Consider the following 14,463-nt stretch of genomic DNA (forward strand, 5'->3'; position numbering starts at 1 on the left):
GAGGATAGCCGTATGGCCTCAGTCCGTCGCGAACTACAAACCGAACGCGGCACGCTTGAGGAGATCGAGCAAGCGATCATGCAGATTAGCTGGCTCGCTCAGCGCCAATTCATGCAACTGCTTGATGATGAGCGCTTTCGCCTCACCTTGCCTCAGTTCTACACGCTCATTCACCTGCACCAGGTGAGCGAAGAGTGTAAGATGTCCGATCTTGCCGATGCGACCCATCAGTCCGCCGCATCGCTCACGGGTATTGTTGATCGACTAGTGGAAAAACAGTTGATTGAACGTACTCGTCATAAGCATGACCGTCGCCAAGTGATGGTCTATATCACGGCGCGGGGCATTGCTCTCATCTCAGAAATCCGCCAAGCACGCCGTGAACAGATGCAGATGGCCCTCGGCCAGTTGAGTGAAGACGAGGTTGATACCTTCCAGCAGATTCTTGAGCAGGTACTCGCTGGGATGCAGCGCGTCACGGATTATGGTGAAAATAGACGTTTAGCCTAAGTCGGTTTTGTCCCCTGTTGTCTTGGTTTGATATGATAGTGAGGATACAGTTGCATGAGCGATGAGTTGCGCCCTACGCATGAACCCGCAATGCTGAATGATAGCGATCTTGAGCCTGCAACCAAGGATGCACGCCTGTTGCCGCTGGTGGTGTTGGGCGAGATGGTGATCATGCCCCATATGACCATCCCCCTCCAAGTGCCGCAGGGGAAATCCTACCGGGCCATGGAGCGCGCCTGGGACGAAGACCACGAGGTGTTGCTCATCTTTGTGCGCGAGAATGAGTTGGAGGGCTATAAGAGTGCCCAGTCCCAGCAACTCCCTCCGACTGGGGTCATCGCTCGCCTGGAGGAGTTTGCCAAACTCCCCGATGGGACTGCGCGGGTCATCCTTGAGGGCTTGCACCGCGCCGTGATCCAGAGTGCAATCCAAATCCAACCCTTCTACCGTGTCAGTTGTCTGCCGGTCTTTGACACTGATGTGGATAGCATGGAGATCCAGGCGCTCATGGATACGGTGAAGCAGCAGGTGGATGAGTTTGTGGATCATCTGGGTGAAGTGCCCCAAGAGGCGATCCAGTTTGTCCACCGCATCGAGCGCCCCGGTCATCTGGCCGATATTGTCACCTGGGGGCCAGCCTTCGACTTCCGCGACCGCCTCGATATTCTCAATACGCTCGATCCGATGGCCCGCTTGCGCAAGGCGAATATGGTGTTGGCACGCCAACTGGAACTGCTCAAACTGCGTGCGAAGATCCAGCAGGATACCAAAGAGGTGCTCGATCAGAGCCAGCGTGAGTATTTCTTGCGCGAGCAGATGCGCGTCATCCGCCGTGAACTCGGCGAGGATGATGATAGCGATGATCCGATTGATGAACTGCGGCGTAAGGTTGCTGAACTCACCGCTCCTGATTATGTCAAAAACCAGGCGCTGCACGAGATTAAGCGCCTCGCCCAGCAGGGAATGAATAGCCCCGAAGCCGGGGTCATTCGCACCTACCTGGATTGGCTGCTCAATCTGCCTTGGGCCGAAGAGGATCACGGCGAGATCAGTATTGTCGAGGCGCAGAAAGTGCTCGATCAGGATCACTTTGGCCTCGAACGGGTCAAGGAGCGCATCCTGGAGTTCCTCGCGGTGCGTAAGCTGGCCGGGAATAAGATGCGTAGCCCGATCCTCTGCTTCGTTGGCCCACCCGGTGTGGGCAAGACGAGCCTGGGGCGCAGTATTGCGCGTTCGCTCAATCGCCAGTTCATCCGCACCAGCCTGGGTGGCGTGCGCGATGAGGCCGAGATTCGCGGCCACCGCCGTACCTACATCGGTGCGATGCCGGGTCGTGTCATCCAGGGTATGAAGAGTTTCAAGTCGAATAGCCCGGTCTATATTCTGGATGAGGTGGATAAGGTTGGTACCGACTTCCGGGGTGATCCGACCTCGGCACTGCTCGAAGTGCTCGATCCTGAGCAGAACAACACCTTCAGCGATCACTACCTGGAGATTCCCTTCGATCTCAGTAAGGTGATCTTTATCGCCACGGCCAACCAGCTCGAACCGATCCCCGGCCCGCTGCGCGACCGCATGGAGATCATCGAGATTGGTGGCTATACTGAAGATGAGAAGCTCGGTATCGCACGTGGCTTCCTGGTGCCCAAGCAGCGCGAGTTCCACGGCCTCCACCCCGAACAGTTGGAGATTACCGATGGTGCCGTGCTCAAGTTGGTGCGTGAGTATACCCGCGAGGCTGGGGTGCGTAACCTCGAACGCGAACTGGCGACCCTCTGCCGTAAGGTGGCGCGTAAGGTTGCTGCTTCCACCGAACCCGGCGCGGAAGATAGCCCCGCCAGCTATCTGATTGATACCGATGATGTGCCGACCTACCTCGGCCCCGAACGCTTCACCTTCGGCCTCGCCGAAGAGCGCGATGAGATTGGGGTTGCCACCGGCGTGGCTTGGACAAGCACCGGCGGTGACATTCTCAGCATTGAGGTCTTGCCGGTCAAGGGGAAGGGCGGGCTGCTCCTGACTGGACACCTCGGTGATGTGATGAAGGAGAGCGCCCAGGCTGCCGTCTCGTATGTGCGTTCCAAGGCCGATCAGCTCGGCATTGCGACCAACTACTTCGAGGAGCACAACATCCACATCCACATCCCCGAAGGTGCGGTGCCCAAGGATGGCCCCTCGGCAGGTATTACGCTCACTACCGCGCTGATCAGCGCCATGACGGGCCAGCCGGTACGCCGCGATGTGGCCATGACTGGTGAAGTGACGCTGCGCGGGAAGGTGCTCGCCATCGGTGGACTCAAGGAGAAGACCCTTGCCGCCCACCGCGCTGGTATCCGTACCTTCATCCTACCCAAGGAGAACGCCAAGGATATTGTCGAACTCCCCGAAAAGGTGCGTCAGGATCTCAATCTGATCCCGGTCACATCTATGGATGAGGTGTTACAGATTGCCCTTACCGCCGCCCCGATAGTTGAGGTCATCAAACCCGTTGTAACGGTGTAAAGCCACCTCTGGTGGGGTTTGGGGGCGGCTGCGCCGCCTCCGAAGATCGTTTTTGTTGGTGTTTGGCGGCATCAGCCCCAAGAACATTGCAGCAAAGCCAAAAGGGAGGAGGCGGTACATACCGCCTCCTCCCTTTTGGTGCGGGTAACAATTTAATGTTTCCGCCCGCGCACAAACTCGATCACCATCGGGAGTACCGAGACCAGCACGATCCCGATGGCGACCCACTCGAAGTTGTGCTTCACAAAGGGCACGTTGCCGAAGAGGTAGCCCGCGCCGAGGAAGAGAATCACCCATGCTATACCACCGACGATATTGTAGGTGAGGAAGTAGCGGTAGGACATCTTGCCCATACCGGCAACGAAGGGGGCGAAGGTGCGCACAATCGGCACGAAGCGCGCCATGATGATCGTCTTGCCACCATGCTTCTCGAAGAAGGCGTGGGTGCGATCAATATACTCGCGCTTGATCAGCGGCTTGGGGCGGTTCATCAGCCAGTGGCCCAAGGATGAGCCGATCCAGTAGTTGACGGTGTCGCCCAGGATGGCAGCGGTGATCAACAGGATCAGCATGAAGCCGAAGGGCAGCGCGTCGGGGTATTGGGCTGAGATCGCGCCTGCCGCAAAGAGCAGTGAGTCGCCGGGGAGGAAGGGCGTAAAGACGAGGCCGGTTTCGCAGAAGATGATCACAAACAGGATACCGAGGGTCCACGCACCATAGTCGGTAACGAAACGTCCGAGATGCTCGTCAATATGCAGGATGAAGTCAATGATGCCGGTGATGAACTCCATGGTGTCTCCACACAGATGGGGTTGCGTAGCCTAGCTACGCAACCCCATCTGTATAGGCAGCCCTATTCGGCGCTGCCGATGCTAAAGTACTTGGCTTCGGGGTGGTGTACCACCAGCGCGGCGGTGCTCTGCTCCGGCACCAGTTGGTATGCCTCGGTGAGGCTCATGCCGATCTGCTCGGCGGGGAGGATGGCGAAGAGCTTGGTGTGCTCGGCCAGATCCGGGCATGCCGGGTAGCCCCACGAGTAGCGCTTGCCCCGGCCTTCGCCGAGTCCTAGCCCCTGGCGCACGATCTGGTTGGTGTACTCGGCGAGTGCCTCGGCCATACTCACGGCAAGCCCGTGGATGTAGTAGCCCTGGCTGTAATCGCCTTGGGCCTGGAGTTGGTTGCTCAGTTCGTTAGCGCGTGGCCCCACCGTTACCAACTGGAAGACGCCCAGATCGTAGCTGCCGCTCGCCACACTGCGGAAGTAGTCGGCGAGGCAGAGATGCTCGCGCCCAATCTGGCGCGGGAAGGCGAAGCGGGTCAGTTCGCGGGGCGTGCCGCTCTGTACCGAGGCGGGATCGTAGACCACCAACTCCTGATCCGCGCTCTGCACGGGGAAGTAGCCATACACCACCTGGGGCTCCAACCAACCGTCACGCTCGGCACTGCGCAACATGTCGCGCAGGCGCTGTTCAAACTCGGCCTTGATCGTCTCCCACTCGGCCCCCTTGGCGTTCTTCGCGCCCCATTGCAGGCGGAAGAGCGCGTTGTGGTCGAGGTGCGCGGCGACATCTTCGAGCCGGATGCGCTTGGTGGCCTTGGCGCCCCAGAAGGGTGGGGTGGGCACGGGCACATCGCTGCGCACCTGCGAGCGTGGCCCGCTGGCCCCGACACTATTCAGCGCGGCGGCCCCAACGCTGCGCTTGCCAAGCCCCTCGGTGGCCTCGCGCAGACTGGCCGCGATGTAGTCGGCGCGCCCCGCCGGGTCGCTCAGGCGATCCATCGCCTCTAGCCCCTCAAAGGCGTCTTTGCAGTAGAAGACGCCGCCCGCGTAGGCGGTGTCTGTGGCGACAAAGCTGGTACGCTGGCCAAACTGCTTGTTGATCGCCGCGCCGCCCACCAGCACCGGCAGGTTCATGCCGCGCTGGTGGAGTTCCTGCACCACCAGCGGCATCTGCTTGCTGGTGCTAACCAGCAGTGCCGAGAGGCCGATGGCATCCACCTCTAACGCGATGGCCTGCTCGATGATCGTGTTGACCGGCACCTGCTTGCCTAGGTCGTAGATGGTGTAGCCGTTATTGGCGAGGATGGTGTTGACCAGGTTCTTGCCGATGTCGTGAACATCGCCGAGGACGGTGGCGAGCAGCACCTTGCCCTTGGTCGAGCCTTCCATCTTCTCCAGGTAGGTTTCGAGGCGCGCCACGGCCTTCTTCATCACCTCGGCGCTCTGGAGGACGAAGGGCAGAATAAGTTGCCCGGTGCCGAAGAGATCGCCCACCTGCTTCATGGCGGGTAGCAGGACGCTGTTGAGCACCTCGACGGCTGCGACGCCTCGCGCTGCCCCGGCGGCCTCGCGGTTGGCGACCGCCTCTTCAATATCGGCCTCGACGCCCTCTTTCTTACGGTGCAGAATCTTCCAGTGCAGGCGCTCGTCCACCGCTAAGCCAGCGGTGGGGTCGCTGGCCCCGTCTTGTTCGGGCGTTGCCTGATGCTGCTCGAAGTAGCCGATGAAGTGCGCCAGCGCGTCTTCGCGGCGGTTGAAGATCAGGTCTTCGCAGATCTCGCGCTGCTCATTGGGGATTTCGGTGTAGGGGGTGATGTGGGCCGGATTGATGATCGCGGTGTCCAACCCGGCAGCCATGGCGTGGAAGAGGAAGACCGAGTTGAGCGCGGCGCGGGCATGCGCGGCGACGCCGAAGCTCAGGTTGCTCACCCCTAGCGTGGTGAAGCAGCCGGGGATGCGCTCCTTGACCAGCCGGATGCCCTCGATGGTCTCGACCGCTGCGTTGCGCAACTCCTCCTGCCCGGTGGTAATCGGGAAGGTGAGCACATCGAAGATCAGCGCCTCGGCGGGGACGCCATACTCGTCACGGGCGATCTGGGTGATGCGCTCGGCTACCGCCAACTTGCGCTCGCGGGTGTGGCACATACCCTCTTCATCAATCGTCATGGCCATAGTGGCCGCACCGTAGCGCGCCACCAGCGGCAGCACCTTATCAATCTTGCCGCCGCGCCCACCCTCCAGCGAGAGCGAGTTGACCACGGCGCGACCGGGGTACATCGCCAGTGCCTGTTCGAGCACATCGGTCTCGGTTGTATCAATCACCAGCGGCAACTCGATGTTCATGGTCAGCTTCTTGAGCAGCGCATTCATCTGCACCGACTCGTCGCTGCGCTCGGTCATGGCCACACAGACATCGAGCAGGTGGGCACCACTATCCACCTGTTCACGCGCCACCTCGACCACCCCATCATAATTGTCACTGATCAGTAGGCGCTTCACCTTGCGCGAACCAAGCGTATTGACCCGCTCGCCGATCAGGGTCAGCGTGCCCTCCTGGCGCAACGCCGCAGCGCGGATACCCGACGAGACGCTGGGGATGTAGTCTATCTCGCGCTGCTTGAGCGGGCATGCGAGGCCGAGCGTCTCGCGCACGGCGGCGATGTGGCCGGGGCGCGTGCCACAGCAGCCACCCACCACCGCCACACCGTAGTCGCGCACAAACTCGCCCAGAATGCGCGAGAACTCATCAGGGAGCATGGGGTAGACCGTCTCGCCGTCCACCTCGAGTGGCAAGCCAGCGTTGGGAATACAGGAGATCGGCTTCCGCGAATGGGCGGTGAGATACTGGATCGCCTCGCGCATATGCTCCGGGCCAGTCGAGCAATTCAGGCCGATCACATCCACCGGCATGGCTTCGAGCGTAGCGATCAGGGCGGGGACATCGGTACCAAGCAGCATACGCCCAGAGAGATCGAGGAAGACCTGGGCTTGGACAGCAATATCGGGGCGGTTGAGGTCGGCCTTTGCGCGGCGAATCCCGTCGAGGGCGGCCTTCACCTCCAACACATCCACACTCGTCTCGATGAGCAGCAGATCAACCCCACCCTGGATCAGGCCGGTAGCCTGCTCGCGGTAGATGTCGCTCAGTTGCGCAAAAGTAATGTCGGAGAGCGCGGGATCATCGGAAGAGGGCAGTTTACCGGTTGGCCCCAGCGAGCCAGCCACAAAGCGCGGGCGACCATCCTGGGCCGCGAAGCGGTCGGCGACCGAGCGGGCGAGCGCAGCGGCGGTCTGGTTCAGTTCGATAGTCCGCTCGCCCAGCCCCCACTCTTCAAGCCGGAGGCGGGAACTCTGGAACGTACACGTCTCGACCACATCAGCACCGGCTTCAAGGTAGGAGGCATGGATCTGGCCGATCACATCGGGGCGCGTCATGACGAGATAATCACGGTTGCCATTGGTGGCTTCGCCACCATAATCCTCAACCGTAAGATTGAAGGTATCAATACTCGTCCCCATCGCGCCATCGAAAATCAGCACACGCTCAGCGAGCGCTTGGAGGTAGGTTGGCTTCGTCACATCAACCTCTATGGGTGCAATACAGAGCGCTGGAGGCGCAGCGCAACAAAAAAGCCCCCACATGCTGGCGTGAAGGCATAGGAGACCTCATCTTCCAGCTTGCGCTGACGGAGTTTGCACCGTTCGGATCAATGCATAACTTCGACACGTGGCATTGATACGTGGTTGCCGGGGCTTCGCTGGGCCGTTCCCTCCGCCCCTCTGGATGAGCACTATCCATTGTTAGCAGCCATTTCTGGCGGGCAGAGTATAGCATAGGCGCACGGGGTGTGCAACGTTATGCGATAATAGGAGGGATAATTTTGTTGATGTTTGGCGGCTACGCCGCCAAACATCAACAAAAAAAGATCTTTGGGGGCGGCTTCGCCGCCCCCAACCCCCCATTGGAGATGGGATTGGTACCGCTTCATCTACAAGGAAGTACTATCAATGAGCGAAGAACCACTGGTATTGGTTGACGTGCGTGGCGCCGTGGCCACCCTCACCCTGAACCGCCCCAAGGCGCTGAACGCCCTGAGTCCAGAACTGATGGATGAGTTGGTGGCGGCGATTGCCCAGTGTGATGCCGATGAGGCGATCCGGGTGCTGATTCTGACCGGCGGGCCGAAGGCATTTGCGGCGGGTGCTGACATCAAGGCGATGAGCCAATCAACACCGATGAAGATGTTGACCAGTGAAATTATCGCCAAGTGGGATCGGGTACGCGATTGCCGTAAGCCGATCATTGCGGCGGTATCAGGTTATGCGCTGGGCGGCGGCTGTGAGTTGGCGATGATGTGCGACATCATTATTGCCAGTGACACGGCCAAGTTCGGGCAGCCAGAGATCACCATCGGGGTCATTCCGGGGGCGGGCGGCACCCAGCGCCTGACGCGGGCCATCGGGCCATACCGAGCGATGGAACTGATCCTCACCGGCGATATGATCTCGGCCCAGGAGGCGGCCAGTTATGGTCTGGTAAGCCGCGTCTACCCGGCGGAAGAACTGATGGCGGCGGCGCAGGCGATGGCCGAGAAGATCGCCGCGAGGCCGCCGCTGGCGGTGCGGATGGCCAAGGATGCCGTGCGCTATGCTGCCGAGACGACCGTGCGTGAGGGGTTGGAGATCGAGAAGCGCAACTTCTACCTGCTCTTCGATACCTACGATCAGAAAGAGGGCATGGCCGCCTTTGCCGAGAAGCGCAAGCCGGAGTTTCGCGGCGAATAGAGACGCCATCAAGTAGAGACGCAAAATATTGCGTCTCTACTTGATGGCGTCTCTATTCTTTGGCCTTCTTCTTCAAACTGAGGAAATAGGACAAGGCCGCGATCACCAGCGCCGCCGCACCGCCGTGGTTGAGCAGATCGCGGGTGCCATCCCAGGCGATCACCTGGCCCAAGAAGAGAACCCCCAAAACCACGATCACCACCCCGATCAGTTTCTCCTTGAGATCGTCAAGGTCGTGGATGATGAGCCACGGTGGAAGTGGGAGGTCATCATCAATAAAGAGTTCGTAGAGGCCAATCGCGATCACATAGAGGACGGTGGCGAGGAGGAAGAGGTCTACCAATTCGATGGCCGAGAGCAGCAGCGTCTTGGCACCTTTGGAACTGACCTCTTCTTCAAAGGCATGCATGATGATCTGGAAGGACTCGATGGCTCCATAGACCATGAGCGCGGTACCAGCGATAAAGATGCAGATACTAGGGATGAGGGCGATGTAGCGTGTGGCCGCTAGAAAGCGCCGCATAGGTTGTTCCTTTTGATAAAGAGATGATGCGCGGGTGAGTCTACGCAAACGTGGGCGGATTGTCAACCTACCCCAACCCCACCAACTGGCTACTCACCTCCCACAACTTCTGCTGCACCGCCACATTATTGGCCTCGTTCAAGGCGCGTTGGGGGCGCTGATCCGCAAAGTACTTGCCACTGATCCCCTCCACTTCGGGCGAACTCGCCAGGTAGATCGAGGTCTGTGCGCCCTGTTCGGGGGTGATGAAGAAGGGCCGTGCCAGATTGAAGATAAACTGGAAGATACCCTCCGAACCAGTCGCAAAGTTGGTGTTTACCACCCCAGGGTGCAGGCTGTTCGAGGTGATGCCGCTGCCCGCCATGCGCCGCGCCAACTCGTTGCTGAAGAGGATATTGGCCAGCTTCGAGTCGCTGTAGGCGCGGAAGCCGATATAGCCACGGGTGGCCTGAAGATCGTTGAAGCGGATATGTCCGGGTATGTGCGCTGACGAAGAGACATTCACGACCCGCGCCGGAGCAGCCGCACGCAGGGCATCGAGCAGCAGGTTGGTGAGCAGGAACGGGGCCAGGTGGTTGACCGCGAAGGTCAGTTCGTAGCCGTCATGGCTGAGGGTGCGCTGATCAACAAACAGCCCGGCATTGTTGACTAGGACGTGCAGCCGATCATGGCGGGCGAGGAACTCGGCTACGCCGCGCCGTACCGAGTCGAGCGCGGCAAAATCGGCGATAATCAACTCGACCTGATTGTTGCCACTCTGGGCGATGATCTCGGCGCGGGCGGCCTCGGCCTTGCTGCGGTTGCGACACATCATCACCACCGTCGCACCTTTACGTGCCAGTTCGAGCGCCGTTACCTTGCCGATCCCTGAATTTGCACCCGTGACCATGACAATCTTACCGATCACTGTGGGGCGTCCTTTCGTTTATTATGACCCAGTAGGGGCGAAGCATCGCTCCTAGCCTTGTTACTAATCCCTGACCACATCGCGGGCGATGCTTCGCCCCTACGTGTTGGAAGAAAAACCGCTATGCAGCACACAGCCACATCCAAGCCCGCGTTCAGCACCCAACTCCAGGCCCATTTAGAACTGGCCGACCCGATTACCTGGGTGGCCGCAATTGCCATGGTCTTTTGTGGTGCCCTGGCCTCTAGCCAAGGCACGCCGGGTTTTGATCCCACCAACCTCAACCACCTGCTCTTGGCCGGGTTGGCCGCGCTGATGTGTGGGCCACTCGGAACCGGGTTTAGCCAGAGTATTAACGACTACTACGACTATGAGCTGGATGCGATCAATGATCCGGGCCGCCCCATCCCCTCTGGGCGCTTGAGTCTGGCAGCCGCTCGCGCCAACTGGATCATCTTGGGCCTGAGCACCATGCTGATCGGGATCTTCTTGGCACGTTACAGCCTCTGGATTCCCATCTTCGCCCTGATCAGCCTGATTCTCTCCGTCCTCTACAGTATGCCACCGATTAAGCTCAAACAGAACTTCTGGTTTGGCCCACCGGCGGTGGGGGTAGGCTACATCCTGCTGACCTGGCTGGTGGGACATATGCTCTTTGGGCCCCTCACATGGCCGAGTGTGATTTTGGCGCTGATCAATAGTGCGCTGGCGGCGGGGTTGCTCTTCCTCAATGATATTAAGAGTGTTGAGGGGGATCGTCAACTGGGCTTGAAGTCGTTGACAGTGGCGTTGGGGGTACGCCAAACCTTGGTGGTAGCGTATACGATTATTGATCTCTGCTTGGTGGCGATGCTGGTGCTGGCATTGATCGGCGGCTACGTGTGGGCGGCTGGCTTTGTGGCCTTGGCGTTAGTCGCGCCCATCCCGTTCCAGATCCGGCTCTTCCGTGAACCCAATCACACCAACTTCAAGTATTTTCTGTTGGTCAATAATCCGTTTGTGTTACTGCTGGAGATCTTTTCGGCCTTTATTGTGGGGGGGTATTTTGGGTAGGGTATGTTGCGGTATTTTTGGCGGCTACGCCGCCAAAAATACCGCAACAAGAGAGATTCTTGTGGGGGCCTGCGGCCCCCGCAGCCCCCGCTAGGGTTAATTACGCTCAGGAATCTTGGGCATGAGCGGGCCACGGCGACGATGGCACGTCAGATAGACCAGTGGCCCCATGGTGCAGCGCAGGGCGCGCACCCGTCCGGCGGGCACCACAGCCGCCATACCAGTGCGCAGGACGGTGGTCTGGTTATCCACAAACAGCTTACAGGTTCCCTGAATGACGACAAACAACACATCCAATTCTTCATTGGTGTGTTGAGGAATGCTCGCACCTTCGCTGAGGTGGAGCAGATTGACATTTAACTGCTCGCTATTGATACTCGTTGCCGGCCCGTTGTGCTGAACTCGTTGCAGCACATCTCCGATGTTAATGATCAATTCTGCCGGAAGACCCATGGCTCGCACCTCGTCATTCTTGCATCTACGCACAGACTGGCCTGGACATATTCGCGTTATCCGTCACAACTCCAGGATGATACTGATTGTAGCATGATTGGGGCGGTTCACATTCCACGGACGACCAAAATCCGCTTGCCCGCCTCTTCCCACTCCTGGATCACAAACCCCTGGCATCCCGTTGTTCCTGGTACCGCTGCCAGCGTGGGGAGATTGACGGGTAAGTCGTGGGTGTCCACAAAAAGGTAGGGACCAACACGGGTGATCGCATTGAATCGCCCTGGGCGCCGATCCACCTGGATCAGGCGTTGCGCTTCAGCGGGTGGCATGGGTTGGGCGGCGAGAACGAAGAGGTAAGGGATGGCAATCGTATCATAACTAACCCACACCTCGTCGTAGTTTGCGGCCAGATTGACCGCCCGTTGCAGCGTTTCTGCTAACCCATCTTGGTTAAGTTGGGCCTGGATGCGCGGGTACTCCTGGGTGTAGGCATTCCACCAGATGCCCCACTGCCACAGCAACCCGACGGCCAACACGAGGCTTACCCCGTACTGAAGCAGCGGGCGGCGCTGCTGCCAGAGCCACGCCGCCCCATAGCCGACCAGTAGGGCATAGATCGGGGCCATCGGTGCGCCCCGGTAGCTGTGCGGGCTGGGTGTGGTGACGCTGGAGGGGAACGGGGCGATCAGGATGGTGCCCAGGATGAAGAGGGGGATGAATCTATATGTATCCAGGTAAGGAATATCGCGTAGGGGCGCGTCGCGACGCACCCCTACCCATGCCACATTGCGCTTCATTACCATCACCAGACCGATCAACACGAGGGGCAGACCCGCCCAGAGTTCCGCGCCAAACCCTGGGACGCTCATCAACGAGCTTCCATCGCTGGTACGGTAGTAGAAATCGGGCTGGAAGTAGACCACATACCCCGCCCACCATGCCCGAATCCATTCGCTGGCTGAATCGGCGCGTAGCGCAGCTTGACCGAGGCGCGTGGAACTGGCCGGGTTGAAGAGCGTGACGTGGATAAAGGGTGCCCAGAGGAGCGCCAAGAGGAACCCCGCCGGGAGCCATGCGCGGATTACCTGGCCTAGATGGGGGCGTGCGGGGCTGCGCCACCATGCGAAGAGCGCCAGCAGGATCACCAGCGCCACCAAAAATGGCGCGGCCATCTTGAGGGTGGGGTAGGTGTAGAGCGCGAACCCGGCGGCAAGGGCCAACCATATGGCGGTGCGGCGGTCGCGAACATGGATGAAGTGAACCCCGGCGAGCATGGTAAGCGTCCAGAAGGTCGGCACGAGCGCAGGCGGCAAGGCGGTGCGACTGATCGTGATCTGCCAGGGCGAGAGCGCCATCATCAAGCCAGTGGTGATCGCCCCGGCCCGCCCCATGCCCAGCCGCTGCGCCAGCGCATAGCCGAGGGGGGCGGCGAGCGCCCCCACGACCGCCGTCACCCCACGCCCAACGAGGCGCTGTGGGCCAAAGAGCGCCACAAAGGGCAACTCCAGGTAGGTCAACAGCGGCGCGATCCAGTCGCCCAGCGCCTCGAAGGCTCCCAACGGCCAGGCGTGGCCCAAATGATCGCGCCCGGTTTGGGCGAGGCTCCAGGCATCCACCAGACTCACGACTTCATCAATCCGCCAGCCGGGGGGGGTGTGGCCGAGGCCGATGATGCGCGGCAGCAAGGCAAGGCCGGTGAGCAGCAGCGGGGCCGCCCAACCACACCGGATGCTCCAATCGAGGATGAGGGCCGCCGCGAAGACCACGGGGAACAGGAGGAGACCTAGGCGAATAGAATCGAGTGGCAGGCCACTAGGGATCGCCCACAGATCGTAGAGTACCACCCCCAACCAGCGCGGGTCGTTGCCGGGGGGACGAGCCACGCTGGTGTGAAGATACAGCGCACTGGTGTCTGGGGGGAGCAGCAGGTGATAGTGGCGCATCTCGGCGGGTGGGCTGAGGTGCGCCAAGGTGCTACTGGTTGCCAGTAGCAGTTCGGGGGCAGGTCGCTCCGGCCAACGCGGGGCGGCCAAGCGTAGATGCAGTTGGGTCGGGCCGCTGTGGCGGGTGATGGGGATGATGATTTGATCGCCACTCCAACGGTAGGTGCTGGTAGCTACCTGTTCAGCCGCATACAGCCCGCTCACGGTATCGAAGCTCACGGCGGGACGGTTCAGCATGAAGCCGCAACCAATCAGCCAGAGGCAGAGGGCGAGGATGAGCAGAACGGAGCGTTGGTATGTCTGTCGCATTGGGTAGTGTTGGGTGCTTGTCGCGGTTGATGAGTCCTTGGGGCTGAAGCCCCAAACCCCAGTTTTTTGTGTTTTTTGGCGGCTACGCCGCCAAAAAACACAAAAAAAGATCTTCGGGGGCGGCGCAGCCGCCCCCAAACCCCCACCGGAGGTGGATCGCAGCGCTCATTGTAGCACGAGTGTCGGTAATACCAATCCGCTATACTACGAGTAACTCGCTCCTAGCCGCGAGGTCTGCTATGAACTCTCCCACATCCACTCCGCAGCGCACCGGGATTCTACTCACCCTGTTGCTCACCATTGTCTTGCTGGCCGGGCTACCCACTGCCCCGGCGCAAGCGTGGGGTAATCTCTACGCCCACCCGCGCATCAATGTACACGCCTTTCAGCAGTTTGAGGCGACCTATGGCCAGGGCGAGAAGTATACGCGGTCACCCATCGATCACAGCCTGTTGCTGCGCGGTATGGGGATTGTGGTACCGGGCAGCCTCAATGTGGATGAGGAAGCGATCACCCTCGATGTCCCAGGCTGGATCGAGCATGGCGGGTTCTCCGCCGATGAACCCGAAGCCTATGCCGCCCTGCGCCACTTCTATGATCCGCTGGGGCTGAATGATGGAGCCTACCACCTCACCGATCAGGTGCCGGATAGCCCGGTCGTCAATCCGCAGATTGATGCGCGAACCTGGGCCATGAG

The 14,463-nt window shown here is 60.2% G+C and carries 11 protein-coding genes and 1 riboswitch; of the genes, 5 read left to right on the top strand and 6 right to left on the bottom strand.

All coding sequences use genetic code 11. From position 1 onward, the window contains the following. Positions 1 to 12: 12 nt before the first annotated feature. Both EKD03_RS05855 and lon read left to right on the top strand, forming a co-directional pair. On the top strand, positions 13 to 510 hold the full coding sequence (locus EKD03_RS05855) for a MarR family winged helix-turn-helix transcriptional regulator (RefSeq protein ID WP_129628540.1): 498 nt from the start codon (positions 13 to 15) through the stop codon (positions 508 to 510). A gap of 54 nt (positions 511 to 564) precedes the next feature. Further along, complete coding sequence (gene lon, locus EKD03_RS05860; protein WP_238613406.1) at positions 565 to 3,012, top strand: endopeptidase La; 2,448 nt, start codon at positions 565 to 567, stop codon at positions 3,010 to 3,012. Positions 3,013 to 3,164: 152 nt separating this feature from the next. On the opposite strand, the gene EKD03_RS05865 is transcribed toward lon, so the two are convergent. Both EKD03_RS05865 and metH read right to left on the bottom strand, forming a co-directional pair. Further along, the gene (locus EKD03_RS05865; protein WP_129628542.1) at positions 3,165 to 3,803 is read right to left on the bottom strand and encodes a DedA family protein; all 639 of its coding nucleotides are present in this window, start codon (positions 3,801 to 3,803) and stop codon (positions 3,165 to 3,167) included. Positions 3,804 to 3,865: 62 nt separating this feature from the next. Continuing rightward, positions 3,866 to 7,372: a methionine synthase gene (gene metH / locus EKD03_RS05870; RefSeq protein WP_129628544.1), complete on the bottom strand. Its 3,507-nt coding sequence runs from the start codon at positions 7,370 to 7,372 to the stop codon at positions 3,866 to 3,868. 84 nt (positions 7,373 to 7,456) lie between these two features. Further along, positions 7,457 to 7,584, bottom strand: a riboswitch (SAM riboswitch). Between the two features lie 217 nt (positions 7,585 to 7,801). Between metH and EKD03_RS05875 the strand changes: the two genes are divergently transcribed. Beyond that, complete coding sequence (locus EKD03_RS05875) at positions 7,802 to 8,578, top strand: enoyl-CoA hydratase-related protein (RefSeq protein WP_129628546.1); 777 nt, start codon at positions 7,802 to 7,804, stop codon at positions 8,576 to 8,578. Positions 8,579 to 8,630: 52 nt separating this feature from the next. Here the strand turns inward: EKD03_RS05875 and EKD03_RS05880 are convergent, their stop codons facing one another. Both EKD03_RS05880 and EKD03_RS05885 read right to left on the bottom strand, forming a co-directional pair. Beyond that, positions 8,631 to 9,101 (bottom strand): YqhA family protein, encoded by a 471-nt coding sequence (locus EKD03_RS05880; RefSeq protein WP_129628548.1) that lies wholly within the window; start codon positions 9,099 to 9,101, stop codon positions 8,631 to 8,633. Positions 9,102 to 9,168: 67 nt separating this feature from the next. Further along, positions 9,169 to 10,008 carry an SDR family oxidoreductase gene (locus EKD03_RS05885; RefSeq protein WP_129628550.1) on the bottom strand — a complete coding sequence of 280 codons (840 nt, stop codon included), beginning with the start codon at positions 10,006 to 10,008 and terminating at the stop codon, positions 9,169 to 9,171. 123 nt (positions 10,009 to 10,131) lie between these two features. Between EKD03_RS05885 and bchG the strand changes: the two genes are divergently transcribed. Beyond that, positions 10,132 to 11,061: a (bacterio)chlorophyll synthase gene (gene bchG, locus EKD03_RS05890; protein WP_129628552.1), complete on the top strand. Its 930-nt coding sequence runs from the start codon at positions 10,132 to 10,134 to the stop codon at positions 11,059 to 11,061. A 96-nt stretch (positions 11,062 to 11,157) separates the two neighbouring features. Here bchG and EKD03_RS05895 read toward each other — a convergent pair whose 3' ends face one another. Together EKD03_RS05895 and EKD03_RS05900 are read right to left on the bottom strand one after the other, a co-directional pair. Continuing rightward, positions 11,158 to 11,514: a cupin domain-containing protein gene (locus EKD03_RS05895; protein WP_129628554.1), complete on the bottom strand. Its 357-nt coding sequence runs from the start codon at positions 11,512 to 11,514 to the stop codon at positions 11,158 to 11,160. A gap of 107 nt (positions 11,515 to 11,621) precedes the next feature. Continuing rightward, a complete protein-coding gene (locus EKD03_RS05900) occupies positions 11,622 to 13,766 on the bottom strand; it encodes a phospholipid carrier-dependent glycosyltransferase (RefSeq protein ID WP_129628556.1) in 2,145 nt (714 codons plus the stop codon). A 239-nt stretch (positions 13,767 to 14,005) separates the two neighbouring features. Here EKD03_RS05900 and EKD03_RS05910 point away from each other — a divergent pair. Next, a partial coding sequence (locus EKD03_RS05910) for a hypothetical protein (protein WP_153188292.1) occupies positions 14,006 to 14,463 on the top strand: 458 nt, incomplete at its 3' end.

Source organism: Candidatus Oscillochloris fontis (assembly GCF_004138135.1).
Classification (GTDB): domain Bacteria; phylum Chloroflexota; class Chloroflexia; order Chloroflexales; family Chloroflexaceae; genus Oscillochloris; species Oscillochloris fontis.